This is a genomic window from Agromyces mediolanus, from assembly GCF_044917495.1.
Classification (GTDB): Bacteria; Actinomycetota; Actinomycetes; order Actinomycetales; family Microbacteriaceae; genus Agromyces; species Agromyces mediolanus_B.
Genome location: NZ_JAVSSI010000005.1, coordinates 30,578 through 51,483, shown reverse-complemented (window position 1 = coordinate 51,483; position 20,906 = coordinate 30,578). Strand labels below are relative to the sequence as shown.

Here is a 20,906-nt window from a genome sequence, read left to right as displayed (position 1 = left end):
CGCGTGCGCGCGGCCGGACCGCGTCATGCTCGGGAGATGTCGACGTCGAGGGTGCGCCCCGCGCTCGCCGGGGCGCTCGGCCTCATGCTCCCCGTCTCGTGCGTCGGATGCGGCGCGCTCGACCACGCCGTCTGTCCGTCGTGCCGCGGCGAACTCGTCCCGGAGCCGCGGTTCGTGACGCGGCCGCTCGCCGGGGCGGGGATCGGGGCCTGGGCCGCACTGTCCTATACCGGCGCCATCCGCCCCGTCCTCGGCGCCTACAAGGACGGCGGGCGGACCGACGTCGCGCCCGCGCTCGGGCCCGCGCTCGCTGCAGCGATCGCGGCGTCCCTCGCCGGATCGCCGACCGCCCGTCGTGCGGACGCCCCCGGCATCGAGCTCTGCACCATCCCGTCCACCCCCGCAGCGCTCCGGGCACGCGGGTACCGCCCGGTCGACCGACTGCTCGCCAGCGCCGGCCTCCGGGCCTCGCGCGTCCTGCGGCCGGCGCGCACCCACCTCGACCAGGCGGGCCTCGGCGCCGGGGCGCGCGCCCGGAACGCGCGGGGCTGGCTGCGCGCCTGCGGGGCGGCGGGGCGGCGCTTCCTCGTGGTCGACGACGTCCTCACCACGGGCGCGACGCTGGCGGCCGCGGCCGCGGCGCTCGACGCGGGCGGCGCCGAGGTCGTCGGATTCGCGGTGCTCGCGGAGACGCCGCTCCGGCGTGCCCGGGATGCTGATGAACATTGCAGGAGATCTTCGGCGAACTCTCCGTGACAAGCGGGCGGAAGCGGGCTACGGTGGCAGCACAGGCGTGGTCCAACCACCCTTCAGAACCGGGTGACACGCCGGGAGATGGAGGCCGTAATGGAACTGAACATCGTCGGGCGCAACCTTGGGGTCACCGATCGATTCCGTGCCTACGTCACAGAGAAGGCCGAGAAGGTCTCGCATCTGGCCGAGCGGGCGATCGCGCTCGATGTGAAGCTCGTGCGCCACAGCGAGAAGAACGGGAACCCGGGTCCCGACCGCGTCGAGCTCACGCTCGTGGGTCGCGGCCCCGTCGTCCGGGCGGAGGCGGACGGCAGCGACAAGTACGCCGCGTTCGACGTGGCGCTCGGACGATTGCTCGAACGGGTCCGCCGGGCGAAGGACCGTCGGAAGGTGCATCGAGGCGGGGCGCATCGGCACACCTCGCTCCGCGAGGCCGCGGACGCCGGCTTCACCGGGGTCGGCGTGCAGGCGGCGGATGCCGAGGTGCTCGAGCAGGTGCGCACGGGGAGCATCCCCGTCGTGGACGAGCACGACGACCACGGCGAGGACGAGGTCTACACGCCGGTCGTGATCCGGCGCAAGGTCTTCGCCTCCGCACCGATGACGGTCGACGAGGCGCTGTACTTCATGGAGCTCGTCGGACACGACTTCTACCTCTTCGTCGACTCCGAGTCGGGGCGGCCGAGCGTCGTCTACCGGCGGAAGGGCTGGGACTACGGGGTGATCGGGATCGATGAGCAGGCTGACGCCGTCGTCGACAGCCCCGTCACGACGGGGCGCGAGGCGGTCGCCTCGTAGATCGATCCAGCACGCGGGGCATCCGGTCGTCGGCCGGGTGCCCCGCGTCGCGTTTCCGCGGCTCCTCGCGCTCGGCTCGCACCCGGCCGGCATCCGGCCCGTGTCCAGGTCGCTGCCCGCTAGCATGGCTATGATGACCGTCTGCACAGGCGGCAGCGGGCGTGCCCACCACCCGAGCGGGTGCGGCCGACGACACTGGGAGAGCATTTCGTGGCTTCGATTCTGGAAAAGGTCCTGCGCGTCGGCGAGGGCCGCACGCTCAAGCGCCTCGAGAACTACGCGAAGGCGATCAACGCCCTCGAGGACGACTTCAAGGACCTCAGCGACGAGGAACTGAAGCACGAGACCGTCGAGCTGCGCGAGCGCTACTCGAACGGGGAGTCGCTCGACGACCTGCTGCCCGAGGCGTTCGCCGCGGTGCGCGAGGCGTCGCGACGCACCCTCGGCCTCCGGCACTTCGACGTGCAGCTCATGGGCGGTGCGGCCCTGCACCTCGGCAACATCGCCGAGATGAAGACCGGCGAGGGCAAGACCCTGGTCGCGACGACCGCCGCATACCTGAACGCGCTCACGAGCCGCGGCGTCCACATCATCACGGTGAACGACTTCCTCGCGTCCTACCAGTCCGAGCTCATGGGCCGCGTGTTCCGCGCCCTCGGCATGACGACCGGCTGCATCCTCTCCGGGCAGACCCCGCAGCAGCGGCGCGAGCAGTACGCGGCCGACATCACCTACGGCACCAACAACGAGTTCGGCTTCGACTACCTGCGCGACAACATGGCGTGGCAGGCGTCCGACATGGTCCAGCGCGGCCACTACTTCGCCATCGTCGACGAGGTCGACTCGATCCTCATCGACGAGGCGCGCACGCCGCTCATCATCTCCGGACCCGCGTCCGGCGAGGCCAACCGCTGGTTCACGGAGTTCGCCCGGCTCGCCGAGCGGCTCGTGCCCGGCGAGGACTTCGAGGTCGACGAGAAGAAGCGCACCGTGGGCGTGCTCGAGCCCGGCATCGAGAAGGTCGAGGACTACCTCGGCATCGACAACCTCTACGAGTCGGCGAACACCCCGCTCATCTCGTTCCTGAACAACTCGATCAAGGCGCGCGCCCTGTTCAAGAAGGACAAGGACTACGTCGTCATGAACGGCGAGGTGCTGATCGTCGACGAGCACACCGGCCGCATCCTCGTCGGACGCCGCTACAACGAGGGCATCCACCAGGCGATCGAGGCGAAGGAGGGCGTGCAGGTCAAGGCCGAGAACCAGACCCTCGCGACCGTCACGCTGCAGAACTACTTCCGCCTGTACTCGAAGCTGTCGGGTATGACCGGTACCGCCGAGACGGAGGCGGCCGAGTTCATGTCGACGTACAAGCTCGGCGTCGTCCCGATCCCGACGAACAAGCCGATGCAGCGCATCGACCAGCCCGACCTCGTCTACAAGAACGAGGAGTCGAAGTTCGCGCAGGTCGTCGAGGACATCGTCGAGCGGCACAAGAACGGCCAGCCCGTCCTCGTCGGCACGACGAGCGTCGAGAAGAGCGAGTACCTCTCGCGCCTGCTCGCGAAGAAGGGCGTCCGGCACGAGGTGCTGAACGCGAAGAACCACGCGCGCGAGGCCGCGATCATCGCGCAGGCGGGCCGTCACGGCGCCGTCACGGTCGCGACGAACATGGCCGGTCGAGGCACCGACATCATGCTCGGCGGCAACGCCGAGTTCATCGCGGTGCAGCGGATGCACGAGAAGGGCCTGTCGCCCGTCGACACCCCCGACGAGTACGAGGCGGCCTGGGACGACGTGTTCGCCGAGGTCAAGCGCGAGGTCGAGACCGAAGGCGAGAAGGTGCTCGAGGCCGGCGGACTGTACGTGCTCGGCACCGAGCGGCACGAGTCGCGGCGCATCGACAACCAGCTCCGCGGTCGTTCGGGTCGTCAGGGCGACCCCGGCGAGAGCCGGTTCTACCTCTCGCTCACCGACGACCTGATGCGCCTCTTCAACGCCGGCGCCGCCGAGAGCATCATGTCGCGCGGCGTCCCCGACGACGTGGCGATCGAGTCGAAGGTCGTCTCGCGGGCCATCCGCTCGGCACAGTCGCAGGTCGAGGCGCGCAACGCGGAAATCCGCAAGAACGTCCTGAAGTACGACGACGTCCTGAACCGGCAGCGCGAGGCGATCTACTCGGACCGCCGTCACATCCTCGAGGGCGACGATCTGCACGAGCGCACGCAGGCCTTCCTCGAGAACGTCATCGACGAGGTGCTCGACCAGCACACCGCCGAGGGCAACCCCGACGAGTGGGACCTCGACGCGCTGTGGACCGAGCTGAAGACGCTCTACCCGATCGACATCACGATCGACGAGGTGGTCGCCGAGGCCGGTGAGAAGGGCCGGGTGAACCGCGACTTCATCCGCCGCGAGATCCTCTCCGACGCGAAGCTCGCCTACCAGCGGCGCGAGGAGCAGCTCGGCAGCCCGGCGATGCGCGAGCTGGAGCGGCGCGTCGTGCTCTCGGTGATCGATCGCCGCTGGCGCGACCACCTCTACGAGATGGACTACCTGAAGGACGGCATCGGCCTGCGGGCGATGGCGCAGCGCGACCCGCTGGTGGAGTACCAGCGCGAGGGCTACGCGATGTTCCAGCAGATGATGGGGTCGATCCGCGAGGAGACCGTCGGCTTCCTGTTCAACCTCGAGGTCGAGGTGGCGCAGCAGGGCGGCGTCGCGGGCACGAACATCGAGGCGAAGGGGCTCGGCCGTCAGGCGACCCCCGAGGAGAAGCTCAGCTACACGGCTCCGAGCGACTCCGGCGAAGCCGAGGTGCGGAACCAGCGCGGTCAGCTGCAGCAGGCGGCGACGCAGCGTCTCCGCCGCGCGGTGGCGGAGTCGCAGAGCGAGAGCGCGGCCCCCGCGCAGGGCGGTGCGCGCGGTGCGTTCGGCCAGGCGACCGACGGTGCCGCTCCGCAGAATCGCGCCGAGCGTCGCGCGCAGGATCGCAAGGGTCGCTGATTCGGGCTTCCAGCACATCGCACGAGGGCCGCGCATCGCACGTCGATGCGCGGCCCTCGTCGATTCGCTCGGGAGAACTCATCAGAGCACGCCGATCACGGAGGCGCGCCACCGCGCGTCGAATCCCTCGAGCCGGATGACGATGGCCCGCGTGCGCGGACGCTGGTGCACGATGACGACGGCCTCGACCACCCCGTCGGCGGGCTCGCTGGCCCGGATGGTGCCGATCGCGAACACCGGTCGCTGGGGCCGCGCGCCGCGGACGCGACGGGCGCGGGAAGCGAGTGCGACGCGCTTCTCGAGCCCGCGGTAGACGTCGTCGGTCACCCATCTGGCCAGTTGCTCGAGATCTCGGGCGCCCGCGAGCGCCTCGACCACGCAGTGCGCCAGATTCCGGAGCAGCGGAGCGGGATCGGGCAGCTCGGCGCGGCCCGCCGGCTGCGGCCCGAAGAAGTCGTCGCGGTCGAGCGGGCCGGGCTCGTCGAACGGATCGCCGGCGTGCGCCGACTCGTGGTGCGGGATCATCGTGCTCCTGGATCGTGGCGATCGCCGGGCGCGGCCCAGCGACCGGATCACCCCCGAACGGGGGAGGAGGGGGATCCGTGCGATGAACGCTATGCCGCGGCTGGAATATCTGTCAAGGGATACCAGGATCTGTGGAGAATCGAACCGATGATCTCCTCTGGCGTACTAGCGTCGGCGGCATGCGCTGGGAACGCCTCATCGACGACCTCGCCGCGCAGATCGACCACGAGCAGCGCGAGGAGGAGCGCACGCTCGCGCTCGAGGAGGAACGGCATCGGCTCGGCCGGCTGTCGCTGCGCGAGCGACTGCTCGCGCTGCACGAGTCCGGGCGGCCGGTGCGGCTGGAACTGGTCGACGGCCGCACGCTGACGCTCGCCCTACGCTCGTTCGGTCGGGACTGGTTCTCGGCCGAGCCCGAGCCGCCGGGCACCGGCCAACTCCTCCTCCGTCTGGAGGCGATCGAGGCCGTGCTGCCGCTCCCGGACCAGCTCGCCGACAGCGTGCGAGCGGCTCCGGAGCCGCCGACCGCGCTCGCCGCGCGGATCGGACTCGGGTTCGTCCTCCGCGACCTCGCCCGGCGGCGTGCGCCGGTGCTCGTGCACGGCACGGGCGGCGGCACCTGGCAGGGCACCATCGACCGGGTCGGCGGCGACCATCTGGAGCTGGCGTTGCACCCGGCCGGCACGGCCAGACGCGAGCGCGAAGTGCAGGGGTACCGGCTCGTCCCGTTCGGGCGGATCTCGACCGTCGCGTTCTGATCGGCCGCGGCTGCGCAATCGCGCGGGGGGATGCCTCGGTGCCGTCAGTCGACCGGGTGGATGCCTCCGCGGCGCGCGCCGGAGAGGTCGGCGATGTTCGCGAACTCGCCCTGATTCCAGGCCGAGTGGCGCCGCGTCTGCTCGTACTGCTCGTCGATCCAGACTTCGAGCTGGGCGCGCTCGACCCGCCACGGGCCGCTGCGTCCGACGCGGATGGCGGGCAGCTCGCCGGTGCGGATCAACTCGTCGACGGCGCTCACATCGACGGCGAGGAGCTCCGCCGTATCGGCGAGCGTCAGGAAACGCCCGAGCTCGCCGCCCGATTCAGGTGAGGTCATGCCCTCGATTATCGACCCGACGGGCCGTGCCGGCACGGACTGTGGATAACTCCGCGCGGCCGGAGGCGCCCGGGGCGACGATGGAGCGAGCGTCGGGATGCCTCGACGGTGGAGAGGGGAACACGGCATGGTGCGACGCGTTCGGCGGAGCAGGCGGGTCGACGTCCGGCTGGTGGTGGGCCTCGTGCTCGTCGCCGCGTCGGTGCTCGGGGTCTGGGTGCTCGTCGGCGGGCTCGACCGCTCGGTCCGGGTCTACGCCGCGCGCGACACCCTCGCCGCCGGGTCGAAGCTCGAGCGTGCGGATCTCGACCTGGTCGAGACGGTGCTGGGAGACCGGGCGGCGAGGTATCTGTCGGCCGACGCGCCGCTGGAGGCGGGAGCCGTCCTCACGCGCACCGTCGGCCCGGGGGAGCTGGTGCCGAGCGACGCCGTCGCCGACGCCGACGCCACGGACTCCGCCGCGGTCGTCGTCGCGAGTCGCGGGGCGCTCCCGGCCGCCGTCGAACCCGGTGCCGTGGTCGATGTCTGGGCCGCCGACGCCGTCGAGCGCGGCTTCGCGCCGCCCGCGGTGCTCGTCCCGGGCGCGGAGGTCGCCTCGGTGAGTCCGCCGGATGGTCCCGCCGCCGACGGTCCGCTCGTCGAGCTGCGGCTCGACCGCGAACGCCTCCCGCTCCTCCTGGAGGCGCTCGCCTCCGGCGATGCCATCGATCTCGTCCCTGCGCGGGCGGCGGGCTGATGACGAGGATCGCCTTCGCACTCGAGCCGGAGCTCGAGCGCCGCCTCCTCGCCGACGCGATCGAGCACGGGCACCGGGTGGTCGCTCGAACCACGAGCTGGCGCGAGCTCCTCGCCGGCCTCGTCGAGTCCGCTCCCGAGGTCGTGATCGCCGGGGCCGGGGCACGCACCTTCGACGGGGCGCTCCTCGCCGCCTGCGACGCATCGGGCATCCGCGTCATCGCCATCGCAGACGACGATCGGGAGCGCGCCGCGGCCCGAGCCGCCGGGCTGCTCGAGGTGCTCGGACCCGAGACCGACTGGTCGGTGCTGGAGCCCGTCGTCGTCGGCGCGACGGTCCTGCTGCTCGACCCGCCCGCGCGCGGGCGCGGCGAGGTGGTCGCGGTCTGGGGGCCGAACGGCGCCCCCGGCCGCACGACGGTCGCCGTCAATCTCGCCGCCGAGCTGGCGGCGAGGGGCCGACGGGTCGCACTCGTCGACGCCGACCCGTACGGCGGGGCCGTCGCCCAGGCGCTCGGGCTGCTCGACGAGACCCCGGGGTTCGCGGCCGCCTGCCGCCTGGTGGGACTCGGTGCGCTCGATCGCTCGGAGCTCGACCGGCTCGCCCAGCCGTGCCGCACGGGCGGAGCCGAGTTCTCGGTGTACTCCGGACTCATCGGCCCGTCGCGCTGGCCCGAGCTCGGCGGAGAGCGCGTGGCCGCCGCCGTCGCCGCGATCGCGGCGGAGGCCGAGGTCGTGGTGATCGACACGGGCTTCAGCCTCGAGCGCGACGAGGAGCTCATGAGCGACCAGTTCGCCCCGAGGCGCAATGCGGCGACGTTCGCCGCGCTCGAGGCCGCCGACCGGGTCCTCGCCGTCGGGCTCGCCGATCCGCTGGGGATCGGCCGGCTGCTCCGCGGATGCGCGGAGCTCGCCGAACTCGTCGACCCCGCCGAGCTCGATGTGCTCGTCAACCGGGTGCGGCAGCGCGCGCTCGGTGTCGACGCCTACGCGCAGGTGCGTTCGACGCTGCAGCGGCTCGGCGGGATCGAGCGGGCCTGGCTCTTGCCGCACGACGGGCGCGCTGCGGATGCCGCGATCCTCCGTGCGCGGGCGCTGCGGGATGCGGCGCCGAGGTCGCCGCTCGCGACGGCCATTCGCGAGTACACCGCGGAGCGATTCCCCGAACCCGATGCGCGGCCCCGCGCCGTCCGCGGAATGCGGGCGTTCGATCGCGTGCGATCACGTGCGCCGCACTACGCTTGAGCTGTGTCGACCCTCAGTGAACTCGTCCTCGCCCAGGGCCGCAGCAGTCAGGCCGACGTCGACTGGCTGCACATGCTCGTCGGCGATCTGCAGCTGCTCGCGGACCTCGCCTTCGCCGACATCGTGCTGTGGGTGCCGTCGGGGGACGACGACTTCGTCGCCGTCGCGCACGCGCGTCCGTCGAGCGCGGCGACCCTCTTCTACCGCGACTTCGTGGGGCAGCGCATCAAGCCGCAGTGGCGCGAGCTCGTGACCCAGGCGTACAGCACGGCCGAGATCGTCGACTCCTCGGCTCCCGACTGGTACGAGGAGATGCCGACGCGGGTGCGCGCGGTCCCCGTCATGCGGCGCCTCGCCGAGGTGAGCACCGCGGTCGCGCCGGAGCCGGTGGCCGTCATCACCCGGCACACGAACCTCGGCGCGACCCGCACCCCGAGCCGCCAGGAACTCACGTTCAACGACTGCGCGGGCGAGCTCTTCCAGATGATCGCCTCCGGCGACTTCCCCGATCTCGGCGCCCCGACCGGCCCCCGTCGCGGCGCGCCCCGTGCGTCCGACGGACTCATCCGGCTCGACGTCGACGGCATCACCACGTTCGCCAGTCCCAACGCCCTCTCGGCGTTCAACCGCATGGGCTTCGACGACGAACTCGAGGGCGAGTCCCTCGCCGACGTCACGACGCGGCTCCTCGCGGGGAAGCTCGTCGTCGACGAGTCGTTGCCGCTCGTCGTGACCGGCCGCGCGCCGTGGCGCACCGACGTCGAGTCCCGCGGGGTGACGGTGTCGCTCCGGGCCATCCCGATCCGGCATCGCGGCGAGCGCATCGGCGCGATCGTCCTCACCCGCGACGTGACCGAGCTGCGCCACCAGGAGCAGGAGCTCATCACGAAGGATGCGACCATCCGGGAGATCCACCACCGGGTGAAGAACAACCTCCAGACGGTCGCCTCCCTCCTCCGCATCCAGGCGCGCCGCACCCACTCCGACGAGGCGCGCGAGGCGCTCACGCAGGCGATGCGGCGCGTCGGGGCGATCGCCGTCGTGCACGACACCCTGTCGACGGGGCTCTCGCAGAACGTGGACTTCGACGAGGTGTTCGACCGCGCCCTGCTGCTCGTCGCCGAGGTCGCCGCCGCCCACAACACGACGGCGCACCCGAAGCGCTCCGGCAGCTTCGGCGTGCTGCCGAGCGAGTACGCGACGCCGCTCGCCCTCGCGCTCACCGAGCTCGTCACGAACGCGGTCGAGCACGGTCTCGCGGGGCAGGTGGGCGAGGTCGAGGTCGTCGCCGACCGTTCCGAGCAGCAGCTCACCGTGCAGGTGCGCGACACCGGCTCGGGGCTGCCCGAGGGTCGCGTCGGGGAAGGGCTCGGCACGCAGATCGTGCGCACCCTGATCCAGGGCGAGCTCGGCGGCACGATCGACTGGCACACCGTCGTCGGCACCGGCACCGAGGTGACCATCGAGGTGCCGCTGCGCTGGATCGCCTCCGCCTGAGCCGTCGTCCCGTCCCGGCGGCGGCTCGTCCGCGGCCGGCCCGGCCTACCATGGTCGGTATGAACGATGCACGACTCGCCCCCGGCGATCTCGCACCCGACTTCACGCTCGACGACCAGGACGGCACTCCCGTGACGCTCTCGTCGCTCCGCGGCGGCACGGTGGTGCTCTACTTCTACCCCGAGGCGATGACCCCCGGCTGCACGACCGAGGCGTGCGACTTCCGCGACAGCCTGAACTCGTTCCAGAGCGCCGGCATCCGCGTCCTCGGCGTCTCGAAGGACGAGGTCGAGAAGCTGAAGCGCTTCGCCGAGCGCGACCGGTTGAACTTCACCCTCCTCGCCGACCCCGACCTCGTCGTCCAGCAGGCGTACGGCGTCTGGGGGGAGAAGTCGCTCTACGGGAAGATCGTCGTGGGCTCGATCCGCTCGACCTTCGTGATCGACCCGGAGGGACGCATCCAGAAGGCGTTCTACAACGTCAAGGCCACCGGCCACGTCGCCAGGATCCGCCGCGAGCTCGGCCTCGACGGCTGAGCTTCGAGGTCCGTCGCCCCGCGGAGGCTCGTCGCCCCGCGGAGGCTCCGCGGGGCGGAGACCGCCGGGGCGGTGCCGGGGACTCAGTGCTCCGGTGCCGCCCCGGCGTTCCCGTAGACGCGGCGCACCGAGGGGGCGAGCATCAGCACCACCACGACGATGGCGGGGATGAGGAGCGCCCAGCCGATGTCGGGGCGGGCGAAGAGGCCCTGGAACGCGCCTGCGGCGACGGAGACCTGCAGCACCTGCCAGACGATCGCGGCGGCGCGCGACCACCCCGCGCGGCGGATGGAGGCCACCGCGACCGCGGCAGTGAACACGGCTCCGATGGCGACGAGGACGATGAGCGCGACGGCGGTGGCGTAGGACGAGGGCGTGAGCGTCAGGAGGTCGACGACGAGCCAGACGAGCACCCCGGCCACCGCGATCGCCTCGAGCACGAGGAGCGCGTTGACGACCGCGAGCGCGACTCGGGGAACGCCCTGGTCAGGGGAGGGTTCGGAGACAGCGGGCGGCTCGTCGGAGCGTTGATTCACAGCGATATCCCATACACGGCTATTGATTCGACCTCGCCGCTATGCCACGATTTACAAGGCCGAGTTGATGCTCACAGGGTGGTGAGCCGATCAATCATGATCCTACTTCCCGAGACTTGGCTTTCCCCCCGCAACACCGCCACCGCGTTGGTGCGAACGTGAGTTCGCGCGAACGCAGCGGCCGCGCGAATGCGCGAGTGTGACTGCGACGAGTAGCAACAAGGAGCATCTCCATGGATTGGCGCGACAAAGCCGCCTGCCTCACCGCCGACCCCGAACTGTTCTTCCCGGTGGGGAACACGGGTCCGGCCGTCGACCAGATCGAGAAGGCGAAGGCCGTCTGCGCCCGCTGCACCGTCACCGAGATCTGCCTGCAGTACGCCCTCGAGACCGGTCAGGACTCGGGCGTCTGGGGCGGCCTCAGCGAAGACGAGCGCCGCGCACTCAAGCGCCGCGCCGCTCGCGCCCGCCGCGCCGGCTGACCGCCGCGACACGACCTCCATCGAGCCGAGGCCGGACGACACCACCCCGTCCGGTGCTCGGCTCGATCAGTGTCCGCCGCGGGATCGGTGTTCCTCGCGGGAGCAGTGTCCGCCGCGGGATCAGTGTTCCCCGCGGGATCAGTGCCCGCCGGGCGGGGTCGAGAACGTCTCGAGCAGCCGCTGGAGCGAGTCGAGGCGCGCGCGCCCCGTCTCGTCGAGCTCGCCGTCGGCCGCCGCTTCGTTGAGCGCGCAGTCCGGGGCATCCGGCAGGTGCGTGCATCCGCGGGGACAGCGCTCGGCGATCTCCGCGAGATCCGTGAATGAGCGCAGGATGTTGGCCTGGTCGACGTGGCCGAGCCCGAACGAGCGCACGCCGGGGGTGTCGATCACCCAGCCGTCGCCGTCCGCGCTCTCGAGTCGGAGGGAGACCGTCGAGGAGGAGGTGTGCCGCCCTCGTCCGGTGACCTCGTTCACCCGTCCCGTCGCGCGCTCCGCGCTCGGCACGAGCGCGTTCACCAGGGTCGACTTGCCGACGCCGGAGTGGCCGACGAACACCGTGCGGTGGCCGGCGAGCGCGGCGCGGATCTCGTCGAGGGGCATGTCGTCGGCGGCCGATCGGAACACCGGGAGCTCGAGCCCCGCGAAGCTCTGCAGGAACGGCGCGGGGTCGGCGAGGTCCGTCTTCGTGATGCAGAGGAGCGGGGTGATCCCCGCGTCGTAGGCCGCGACCAGATACCGGTCGACGAGGCGCGTGCGCGGCTCCGGGTTCGCCGCGGCGACGACGATGAGCATCTGGTCGGCGTTCGCGACGATGATGCGCTCGACGGCGTCGGTGTCGTCTGCGCTCCGGCGGAGCAGGCTCGTCCGCTCGCCGATCCGCACGATGCGGGCCAGCGTCCCCTCCGCCCCGCTCGTATCGCCGACGACGTCCACGAGGTCGCCGGTGACGACCGACTTGCGCTTCAGCTCGCGGGCCCGCGCCGCAGTGACCTCGCGCTCGTCCGCCCCGCCCTCGTCGATCAGCACGGCGTAGCGGCCGCGGTCGACGCCGAGGACGCGACCCTGGACGGCATCGGCGTGCTCGGGGCGCTGCTTGGTGCGCGGCCGGCTGCCGCGGCGGCTCGGACGCACCCGGACGTCGGACTCGTCGAACTCGGGCTCGTCGTCCTCGTCGTCGGCGTCCCACCAGCTCATCGCAGCAGCCCGCCCCAGAGCTCGGGGAACTGCGGCAGCGTCTTGCCGGTCGAGGCGATGTCGTCGACGACCACCCCGGGCACCGCGAGGCCGACGATCGCGCCGCTCGTCGCCATCCGGTGGTCGGCGTAGGCGCGCCACGGCCCGCCGTGCAGCGGCACCGGCTCGATGCGCAGGCCGTCGTCCAGCTCGGTGACCCGCCCGCCGAGGCCGTTCAGCTCCGCCGCGAGGGCCGCGAGGCGATCGGTCTCGTGGTGCCGGATGTGCCCGATGCCGGTGAACGTCGACGGCCCGTCGGCGAACGCCGCGACGGCCACGAGGTTCGGCACGAGCTCGCCGGCCTCGCCGAGGTCGAGCTCCACGGCGCGGATGCCTCCTGCCGCGGCGCCCTGAGCCCGGACGGTGAGCCGGTCGCCGGTGCGCTCGACCTCGGCGCCGAAGCGGGGGAGCAGCTGCTCGAGCTGGGCGCCGACCTGCGTGGTGGCGTCCGGCCATCCGGTGATCGTCACCTCGCCGCCCGCGACGAGCGCCGCCGCGAGGAACGGGGCGGCGTTCGAGAGGTCGGGCTCGATGTCGACGTCGACCGCCGCGATCGGGCCGGGCGCGACGATCCAGCGGCCGGGCTCGGGGGAGTCCACGACGACGCCGCGGCGCGCGAGCGAGGCGACCGTCATCTCGATGTGCGGCATGCTCGGCAGCCGCTCGCCGGTGTGGCGGAGGTCGAGTCCCCGCTCGAAGCGCGGCGCGGACAGCAGCAGCCCCGAGACGAACTGGCTCGAGGCGGAGGCGTCGATCTCGAGCGCGCCGCCCGCGATGCGTCCGGTGCCGTGGACCGTGAACGGGAGTGTGCCGCGACGGTCGTCGTCGAGGTCGACGCCGAGGCCCTTCAACCCGTCGACGACCCCCGACATCGGTCGGCGCCTGGCCGCCTCGTCGCCGTCGAAGGTGGTGGGGCCGAGCGCGAGAGCCGCGACCGGGGGCACGAAGCGCATGACGGTGCCGGCGAGCCCGCAGTCGATGGTCGTGGAGCCGAGGAGCTCCTCGGCCGGGACGACGCGGAGGTCGTCGCCGTACCCGCCGCGCCCGGGCAGCCGCTCGAAGCCCACGCCGAGCGCGGCGAGCGCCTCGACCATGAGCTCGCTGTCGCGCGACCAGAGCGGCGCACGGAGCACCGACGGGCCGTCGGCGAGGGCCGCGAGCACGAGCTCGCGGTTCGTCAACGACTTCGAGCCGGGCACGGAGACCGCCGCCTGCAGCGGGCGGCTCGCGGTGGGCGCGAGCCAGCCGGGATCTGGCTCGGTCCGGCGGGCGTCGCCGTACGGGTCGAACTCGGGCTCGGAATAGGGCGTGATCTGCATCGGTTATCAACAGTAGCGTCCGGGCGGGCGCGGGAGGAGAGGCGCAGGTGAGCGTCGCAGTGCTGGAACGAACGGCGGCCGGGCGGGTCGACGATCTAGGATGGCCGGTGATGACCGGTGATGAGATCGACGAGCCCACGACCGAGGCCGAGCGCCCGCTGGGCGAGCTGTTCGAGGAGCAGGCGCTGCCCTTCATCGATCAGCTGTACGCGGCCGCGCTGCGGATGACGAAGAATCCCGCCGATGCGCAGGACCTCGTGCAGGAGACGTTCGTGAAGGCGTACGCCGCGTTCGGCCAGTTCACGCAGGGCACGAACCTGAAGGCGTGGCTCTACCGCATCCTCACGAACACCTTCATCAACACGTACCGCAAGAAGCAGCGCGAGCCGTACCAGGGCACGATCGACGAGCTCGAGGACTGGCAGCTCGGCGGCGCCGAGTCGACGACCGCGGCGACGAGCCGCTCGGCCGAGGCCGAAGCGATCGACCACCTGCCCGACAGCGCCGTGAAGGACGCCCTGCAGGCCCTCCCGGAGGACTTCCGGCTGGCCGTGTACTTCGCCGACGTCGAGGGCTTCTCCTACCAGGAGATCGCCGACATGATGAACACCCCGATCGGGACCGTGATGAGCCGTCTGCACCGTGGCCGGCGGATGCTTCGCGAGTCCCTCGCCGACTACGCCCTCGAGCAGGGCATCCAGGCGGCGGCCAACCCCACCAGGAGCAAGAAATGAACGACTGCGGCTGCGAGAAGGCGCGCGCTGAACTCGAGGAGTACCTGCACAACGAGCTCCGCAGCGAGGATGCCGCCGACATCCGTGCGCACATGGAGAACTGCCCCGAGTGCTCCGGTGAGCTGAAGGTCGGCATCACCATCACGGAGGTCGTGCAGCGGGCGTGCCGCGAGAGCGCGCCCGACGAGCTCCGCACCGTCGTGCTCACCCGGATCCGCGAGATCCAGTCGCACGCCGTCTTCGTCGACTGAGGCCCCGCGGGCCAGCCTTTCGATGGACGCGCGCCGCCCGAGGGAGGCCGTAGCGTCGAGGGCATCATGAACGATGCGAACCTTCGACCCGCCCGTTCCGGCGTCCCGCGCTGGCTCCGCGTGCTGCTGCCCGCCGTCCTGATCCTGCTCTGGACGGCGGCGTTCGGCATCGGCGGCGCCTCTTTCGGCGCCATCTCCGAGGTGCAGACGAACGACCAGACCCAGTTCCTGCCGGCGACCGCCGAGGCGACCGAGGTGCAGGAGCTCGAACAGGGCTTCCGCACGGGCGACGAAGTGCCCGCGATCGTCGTCTACGCGAGCGACGACGGCGCGAAGCTCGACGCCGCGGCCCTCGCCGACATCGACGACGTCCGCGGCCTCGTCGCCGGGGTGGACGGGGCGGGCGAGTCGTCGCCGGTCATCCCCTCCGACGACGGCACCGCGGCGCAGTTCGTCGTCCCCGTCGACTCGGGCGCGGAGGGCGGGGTCGACGAGGTCGTCGCCGGGGTGCGCGGCATCGTCGCCGACCACGCCGTCGCCGGCACCACGAGCGCCGTCACCGGGCCGGCGGGCTTCACCGCCGACCTCGTCGCCGCCTTCGCCGGCATCGACGGCCTGCTCCTCGCCGTCGCCCTCGCCGCGGTGTTCGTGATCCTCGTCATCGTCTACCGTTCGCTGCTGCTGCCGTTCATCGTGCTGTTCACGAGCCTCTCGGCGCTCTGCGCCTCGGTGTTCGTCGTGGTCTCCCTCGCGCGGAGCGGAGCGCTCCTCCTCAGCGGGCAGACCCAGGGCATCCTGTTCATCCTCGTGATCGGTGCGGCGACCGACTACGCGCTGCTCTACACCGCCCGCTACCGGGAGGCGCTCGAATCGGAGCCCGGCAAGTGGGCCGCGACGCTCACGGCGCTGCGCCGGGCCTGGGAGCCGATCGTGGCCTCGGGCGGCACGGTGATCGCCGGACTCCTGATCCTCCTGTTCAGCGAGCTCAACTCCAACAAGGCGCTCGGCCCGGTCGCCGCCATCGGCATCGTCGCGGCGCTCCTCGCCGCCCTCACGCTGCTTCCGGCCCTCCTCCTGTGGGCGGGACGCGCGGCCTTCTGGCCGCGCAAGCTGCACCGGCCGGATGCCTCGGCGGACGCCGGAGCGGTGGAGCCGGAGCTGCCTTCGACCGGGCTCTGGGCGAAGCTCGCCGGGCTCGTGGGGCGTCGCCCGCGCCTCGTCTGGGTGCTCTCGGTGCTGCTCCTCGCCGGCATGTCGCTCGGGCTCGCGCGGCTCGACGCGGACGGCGTGCCGTCGAGCGAGTTCGTGCTCGGGCACTCGGAGGCGAGGGACGGGCAGGCCCTCCTCGCCGAGCACTTCCCGGGCGGCTCCGGCGCGCCCGCCGCGATCGTCGGCCCCGCGGACGATCTGCAGGCCATGGCCGACACCGCGCTCGCGACCGACGGCGTGGCGAGCGTCGCGGTCGTGTCGGCGGACTCGCCGTCGGGCACCGCCCCGGTCACCGACGACGGCATCGGCGCGTTCGGCCCCCCGGGCACGCCCGCCCCGGAGCCGACCGTCGTCGACGGACGGGTGCTCCTGCAGGCGACCCTCGACGACGCGCCCGACTCGGCCGCGGCCGAGCGCACGGTCCGCGAGCTGCGCGACGCGCTCGACGCCGTCACCCCGGACGCGCTCGTCGGCGGGCCGACCGCCGTCGCCCTCGACACGAACGACGCCGCCATCGCCGACCGGACCCTGATCATCCCGCTCGTGCTCGCGGCGATCCTCCTCATCCTGATGCTGCTGCTCCGGGCGATCGTGGCGCCGCTCCTCCTCATCGCGAGCGTGGTGCTGTCGTACACGGCCGCCCTCGGGGTGTCGGCGTGGGTGTTCGAGGGGATCTTCCACTTCCCGGGCGCGGATCCGAGCGTGCCGCTCTTCGGCTTCGTCTTCCTCGTCGCCCTCGGCGTGGACTACAACATCTTCCTGATGACCCGGGTGCGGGAGGAGTCGCTGCGATTCGGCGCGCGCGAGGGCGTGCTCCGCGGCCTCCGGCTCACGGGCGGCGTCATCACGTCCGCGGGGCTGGTGCTCGCCGCGACCTTCGCCGCGCTCGGGGTGCTGCCGATCCTCTTCCTCGCGCAGATCTCGTTCATCGTCGCGTTCGGCGTGCTGCTCGACACCTTCCTCGTGCGCACGCTGCTCGTGCCGGCGCTCGCCTACGACCTCGGCCGAACGATCTGGTGGCCGTCGAAGCTCTCCCACGGGACGCGCTGAGGCCGCCGTAGGCCGGAGACGCCGAGCGGTGCGCAGCCCGCGGGACGCGCTGAGGCCGGGAACGACGAGGGGCGCGGATGCCGAGGCATCCGCGCCCCTCGGGCGTCCGGGGCCGACTAGAGGGTCAGCGCCCGCTTCACGAGCTCGCTCTGCTCCGCGGCGTGCCGCTTCGCGGACCCGGTCGCGGGGGAGGCCGCCGCCGGACGCGAGATGACGCCGACCGCGCGCGGGCCGAGCTTGTTCGTCTCGATGATGAAGTACGGCCAGGCGCCCTGGTTCTCCGGCTCGTCCTGCGCCCAGACCAGCTCGGCGTTCGGGTAGGCCTCGGTGATCGCCTTGAGCTCGCCGGCGGGCAGCGGGTAGAGCTGCTCGAGGCGGACGAGGGCGATCTCGGGGTTCGGCGACTTCTCGAGCTCGGCGGCGAGGTCGTAGTAGAGCTTGCCGGACATGAACACGACCCGCTTCACGGCGGCCTTGTCGGTGATGCGGGCGTCGTCGATCACCGGCTCGAAGCGGCCCTGCGTGAAGTCGGCCACCTCACTCGTCGCGCCGCGGAGGCGGAGCATCGCCTTCGGCGTGAAGACGACGAGCGGCTTCCGGGGCCTGGCGTACGCCTGGCGGCGCAGCAGGTGGAAGTACGAGGCCGGCGTCGAGGGACGGGCGACCGTCATGTTGTTCTCGGCGCAGAGCTGGAGGTACCGCTCGATGCGGGCGCTCGAGTGGTCGGGTCCCTGACCCTCGTAGCCGTGGGGGAGCAGCAGCACGACGCTCGAGCGCTGGCCCCACTTCTGCTCGGCCGAGGAGATGAACTCGTCGATGATGGTCTGCGCGCCGTTCGCGAAGTCGCCGAACTGCGCCTCCCACGCGACGAGCGTGTCGGGACGCTCCACCGAGTAGCCGTACTCGAAGCCCATCGCCGCGTACTCGCTGAGGAGCGAGTCGTAGACGTAGAAGCGCCCCTGGTTCTCGGAGAGGTTCATGAGCGGCAGCCACTCCTGGCCGTTCACCCGGTCGTGCATCACTGAGTGGCGCTGCACGAAGGTGCCGCGGCGCGCGTCCTGGCCGGCGAGGCGCACCGGGGTGCCCTCGAGGAGGAGCGAGCCGAAGGCGAGGAGCTCGCCGAAGCCCCAGTCGATCTTGCCGTTGCGGCTCATCTCGACGCGCTTCGTGAGCAGCTGCTGGATCTTCGGGTGCACCGTGAAGCCGTCGGGCTTGTTGCCGAAGGCGTCGCCGACGGCGTGCACGACCTCGAGCGCCACGCCGGTGGTCTCGAGCTCGCCCGTGGCGGGCTCGGGCTCGGCGACGGACTCGGTGGCGCCGATCACCGGGATCGCACCGGTCTGCGCGGCGTGAGTCTCCGCGAAGGCGCGCTCGAGGCGGTCCTGGAAGTCGCGGTGGGCGTTCTCGTACTCCTCCTCGGTGATGTCGCCGCGTCCGACGAGCGCCTCGGTGTAGAGCTTGCGGACGCTGCGCTTCGCCTCGATGAGGTTGTACATGAGCGGCTGGGTCATCGAGGGGTCGTCGCCCTCGTTGTGCCCGCGCCGGCGGTAGCAGATGAGGTCGATGACGACGTCGCGCTTGAACTCCTGGCGGTAGCGGAACGCGAGCTCCGCGACCCGGACGACCGCTTCGGGGTCGTCGCCGTTCACGTGGAAGATCGGCGCCTGGATCGTCTTCGCCACGTCGGTCGAGTAGATCGAGGAGCGGGCGTCGCCCGGGACGGTGGTGAAGCCGACCTGGTTGTTGATGTTGACGTGGATCGTGCCGCCCGTGCGGTAGCCGCGCAGCTGCGACATCTGCATGGTCTCGACGACGACGCCCTGTCCGGCCATCGCCGCGTCGCCGTGGACGAGGATCGGCAGGGTCGAGAAGGTGCCGATCGGCTTGCGGTCCTGCTTCGCGCGGACGATGCCCTCGAGCACGCCGTCGACGGCCTCGAGGTGCGAGGGGTTCGCGGCGAGCGAGACCGGGACCTGCTGGCCGCCGTCGGCGGTGAAGGTGCCCTCGGTGCCGAGGTGGTACTTCACGTCGCCCGAGCCCTGCCCGGCCGTGGCGCCCTCGAACTCGCGGAACACCTGGCCGTAGGTCTTGCCGGCGATGTTCGTGAGCACGTTGAGCCGGCCGCGGTGGGCCATGCCGATGGCGACCTCGTCGAGGCCCGCCTTCGCGGCCCCCTGGAGGATCTCGTCGAGAAGGGCGATGACGGACTCGCCGCCCTCGAGGCTGAAGCGCTTCTGGCCGACGTACTTCGTCTGCAGGAACGTCTCGAACGCCTCGGCCTCGTTCAGCTTGCCGAGGATCCGCATCTGCTCGTCGTGGGTCGGCTTCTCGTACGGGCGCTCGACCTCGTTCTGGATCCAGGCGCGCTGCACCGGGTCCTGGATGTGCATGTACTCGATGCCGATGGTGCGGCAGTAGGAGTCGCGGAGGACGCCCAGGATGTCGCGGAGGAGCGCCTTGCGCCGGTCGCCGAAGCCGCCGGTGACGAACTCGCGGTCGAGGTCCCAGAACGTGAGCCCGTGGCTCGCGATGTCGAGATCGGGGTGCGTGCGCTGCACGTACTCGAGCGGGTCGGTGTCGGCCATCATGTGGCCGCGGACGCGGAACGCGTTGATGAGCTCCTGCACGCGCGCCGTCTTGTCGATCGCGCTGGCGACGTCGACCGCGATGTCGGGCGCCCACTGGATCGGCTCGTACGGCAGCCGCAGGGCGGCGAAGATGCCCTCGTAGAAGCCGCGCTGCCCGATGAGCAGCTCGTGCACCTTCTTCAGGAACTCGCCCGAGCCCGCGCCCTGGATGACGCGGTGGTCGTAGGTCGAGGTGAGGGTGATCGTCTTGCCGATCGCGAGGCTCGCGAGGGTCTTCTCGCTCGCGCCCTGGAACTCGGCCGGGTACTCGAGGGCGCCGGCGCCGATGATGCAGCCCTGGCCCTTCATGAGCCGCGGCACGGAGTGCACGGTGCCGATGCCGCCCGGGTTCGTCAGGGAGAGCGTGCCGCCCTGGAAGTCGTCGGCCTTCAGCTTGTTCTGGCGGGCGCGGGAGACGAGGTCCTCGTAGGCGGCGAGGTACTCGTTGAAGGTCATCGTCTCGGCGCGCTTGATGGCGGGGACGAGGAGCGCGCGCGTGCCGTCGGGCTTCGGGATGTCGATCGCGATGCCGAGCCCCACGTGGGCGGGCTTCACGAGCGAGGGCTTACCCTCGACCTCGGCGTAGTAGACGTTCTGGCTCGGGAACTCCTTCAGCGCCTGGATGAGCGCCCAGCCGATGAGGTGCGTGAAGCTGATCTTGCCGCCGCGGGTGCGCCGCAGGTGGTTGTTGATCACGATGCGGTTGTCGATCATGAGCTTCGCGGGGACGGTGCGCACGCTCGTCGCGGTGGGGACGGTGAGCGAGGCGTCCATGTTCGCCGCGAGGGTCTTCGGCATGCCCTTCAGGGTGACGACCTCGTCCTCGCGCTCGGAGGCGACGACGGACTGCGGGCTCGTGACGGGCACGTCGGCGGGGACCGGCTCGGAGCGCGGGGCCCGCGAGGTGGTGCGGGCCGCAGGCGTCTGCCCGATCACCGGCGTCGGCGTTGTCGGCGTGGGGCCGGCGGCCGCGGCCGGGGGAGCGGCGGGCGCCTCGGGCGCCGGCGGTGCTGCGGGAGCGGGCGCTGCTGCGGGAGCCGGGGATGCCTCGGCCGCGGGCGCCGCGGGGGCGGCCGCGCTCTCGGTGGTCTTCGACCGGTGGTAGTGCTCCAGCACCGGCCGCCAGGTCTCGTCGACCGATTCGGGGTCGGCGAGGTACTTCTCGTACATCTCGTCGACGAGCCATTCGTTGGCTCCGAATTCGCCCGACGCCGTCTCTTCGGCACCCGCCCCGGTCAATTGGCTCGACACAGCCTCTCGCCCACTCTCTCCGT

General features: G+C 71.8%; 18 protein-coding genes. 12 read left to right on the top strand and 6 right to left on the bottom strand.

The annotated features are described in order from the left end of the window. Positions 1-36 precede the first annotated feature (36 nt). The 3 genes from ROT00_RS09060 (at position 37) to secA (ending at position 4,557) form a co-directional block, all read left to right on the top strand. Entirely contained in the window at positions 37-756 is a 720-nt protein-coding gene (locus ROT00_RS09060) for a ComF family protein (RefSeq protein ID WP_404774170.1), read from the top strand. 90 nt (positions 757-846) lie between these two features. Further along, a complete protein-coding gene (hpf, locus tag ROT00_RS09055) occupies positions 847-1,551 on the top strand; it encodes a ribosome hibernation-promoting factor, HPF/YfiA family (RefSeq protein ID WP_404774168.1) in 705 nt (234 codons plus the stop codon). A 210-nt stretch (positions 1,552-1,761) separates the two neighbouring features. Further along, on the top strand, positions 1,762-4,557 hold the full coding sequence (gene secA, locus ROT00_RS09050; RefSeq protein ID WP_404774166.1) for a preprotein translocase subunit SecA: 2,796 nt from the start codon (positions 1,762-1,764) through the stop codon (positions 4,555-4,557). Between the two features lie 81 nt (positions 4,558-4,638). Here the strand turns inward: secA and ROT00_RS09045 are convergent, their stop codons facing one another. Continuing rightward, the gene (locus ROT00_RS09045) at positions 4,639-5,082 is read right to left on the bottom strand and encodes an Rv3235 family protein (protein WP_404774164.1); all 444 of its coding nucleotides are present in this window, start codon (positions 5,080-5,082) and stop codon (positions 4,639-4,641) included. A 179-nt stretch (positions 5,083-5,261) separates the two neighbouring features. Between ROT00_RS09045 and ROT00_RS09040 the strand changes: the two genes are divergently transcribed. Then, a complete protein-coding gene (locus ROT00_RS09040) occupies positions 5,262-5,840 on the top strand; it encodes a hypothetical protein (protein WP_404774162.1) in 579 nt (192 codons plus the stop codon). A gap of 44 nt (positions 5,841-5,884) precedes the next feature. On the opposite strand, the gene ROT00_RS09035 is transcribed toward ROT00_RS09040, so the two are convergent. Beyond that, positions 5,885-6,178, bottom strand: a complete 294-nt coding sequence (locus ROT00_RS09035; RefSeq protein ID WP_404774160.1) for a helix-turn-helix domain-containing protein — start codon at positions 6,176-6,178, stop codon at positions 5,885-5,887. A gap of 127 nt (positions 6,179-6,305) precedes the next feature. On the opposite strand from ROT00_RS09035, the gene ROT00_RS09030 reads away from it, so the two are divergent. Genes ROT00_RS09030 through bcp form a run of 4 tightly spaced genes read left to right on the top strand, consistent with a single transcriptional unit; the run spans position 6,306 to position 10,191 of the window. Then, positions 6,306-6,914: a hypothetical protein gene (locus ROT00_RS09030; RefSeq protein ID WP_404774159.1), complete on the top strand. Its 609-nt coding sequence runs from the start codon at positions 6,306-6,308 to the stop codon at positions 6,912-6,914. Continuing rightward, positions 6,914-8,158 (top strand): CpaE/TadZ family protein, encoded by a 1,245-nt coding sequence (locus tag ROT00_RS09025; protein WP_404774157.1) that lies wholly within the window; start codon positions 6,914-6,916, stop codon positions 8,156-8,158. The genes ROT00_RS09030 and ROT00_RS09025 overlap by 1 nt, the downstream gene beginning before the upstream one ends. Positions 8,159-8,161: 3 nt before the next feature. Beyond that, positions 8,162-9,655 carry a sensor histidine kinase gene (locus ROT00_RS09020; RefSeq protein WP_404774155.1) on the top strand — a complete coding sequence of 498 codons (1,494 nt, stop codon included), beginning with the start codon at positions 8,162-8,164 and terminating at the stop codon, positions 9,653-9,655. A gap of 59 nt (positions 9,656-9,714) precedes the next feature. Beyond that, positions 9,715-10,191 carry a thioredoxin-dependent thiol peroxidase gene (gene bcp / locus ROT00_RS09015; protein WP_404774153.1) on the top strand — a complete coding sequence of 159 codons (477 nt, stop codon included), beginning with the start codon at positions 9,715-9,717 and terminating at the stop codon, positions 10,189-10,191. A gap of 83 nt (positions 10,192-10,274) precedes the next feature. On the opposite strand, the gene ROT00_RS09010 is transcribed toward bcp, so the two are convergent. Next, positions 10,275-10,727 (bottom strand): hypothetical protein, encoded by a 453-nt coding sequence (locus ROT00_RS09010; protein ID WP_404774151.1) that lies wholly within the window; start codon positions 10,725-10,727, stop codon positions 10,275-10,277. A gap of 233 nt (positions 10,728-10,960) precedes the next feature. Here ROT00_RS09010 and ROT00_RS09005 point away from each other — a divergent pair, with 233 nt between their 5' ends. Beyond that, positions 10,961-11,209 (top strand): WhiB family transcriptional regulator, encoded by a 249-nt coding sequence (locus ROT00_RS09005; protein ID WP_055859573.1) that lies wholly within the window; start codon positions 10,961-10,963, stop codon positions 11,207-11,209. A 138-nt stretch (positions 11,210-11,347) separates the two neighbouring features. Here the strand turns inward: ROT00_RS09005 and rsgA are convergent, their stop codons facing one another. Together rsgA and aroA are read right to left on the bottom strand one after the other, a co-directional pair. Beyond that, complete coding sequence (gene rsgA, locus ROT00_RS09000; protein ID WP_404774149.1) at positions 11,348-12,403, bottom strand: ribosome small subunit-dependent GTPase A; 1,056 nt, start codon at positions 12,401-12,403, stop codon at positions 11,348-11,350. After that, positions 12,400-13,761, bottom strand: a complete 1,362-nt coding sequence (gene aroA, locus ROT00_RS08995) for a 3-phosphoshikimate 1-carboxyvinyltransferase (RefSeq protein ID WP_404774147.1) — start codon at positions 13,759-13,761, stop codon at positions 12,400-12,402. Before aroA ends, rsgA begins: the two co-directional genes overlap by 4 nt. 110 nt (positions 13,762-13,871) lie before the next feature. Between aroA and ROT00_RS08990 the strand changes: the two genes are divergently transcribed. The 3 genes from ROT00_RS08990 (at position 13,872) to ROT00_RS08980 (ending at position 17,005) form a co-directional block, all read left to right on the top strand. Beyond that, positions 13,872-14,495, top strand: coding sequence for a sigma-70 family RNA polymerase sigma factor (locus tag ROT00_RS08990; RefSeq protein ID WP_404774145.1), 624 nt, complete (start codon positions 13,872-13,874; stop codon positions 14,493-14,495). Then, positions 14,492-14,746, top strand: coding sequence for a mycothiol system anti-sigma-R factor (rsrA, locus tag ROT00_RS08985; protein WP_404774144.1), 255 nt, complete (start codon positions 14,492-14,494; stop codon positions 14,744-14,746). The genes ROT00_RS08990 and rsrA overlap by 4 nt, the downstream gene beginning before the upstream one ends. A gap of 66 nt (positions 14,747-14,812) precedes the next feature. Continuing rightward, positions 14,813-17,005, top strand: coding sequence for an MMPL family transporter (locus tag ROT00_RS08980; RefSeq protein ID WP_404774142.1), 2,193 nt, complete (start codon positions 14,813-14,815; stop codon positions 17,003-17,005). A gap of 116 nt (positions 17,006-17,121) precedes the next feature. Here the strand turns inward: ROT00_RS08980 and ROT00_RS08975 are convergent, their stop codons facing one another. Then, on the bottom strand, positions 17,122-20,883 hold the full coding sequence (locus tag ROT00_RS08975; RefSeq protein WP_404774140.1) for a multifunctional oxoglutarate decarboxylase/oxoglutarate dehydrogenase thiamine pyrophosphate-binding subunit/dihydrolipoyllysine-residue succinyltransferase subunit: 3,762 nt from the start codon (positions 20,881-20,883) through the stop codon (positions 17,122-17,124). Between the last annotated feature and the right edge of the window lie 23 nt (positions 20,884-20,906).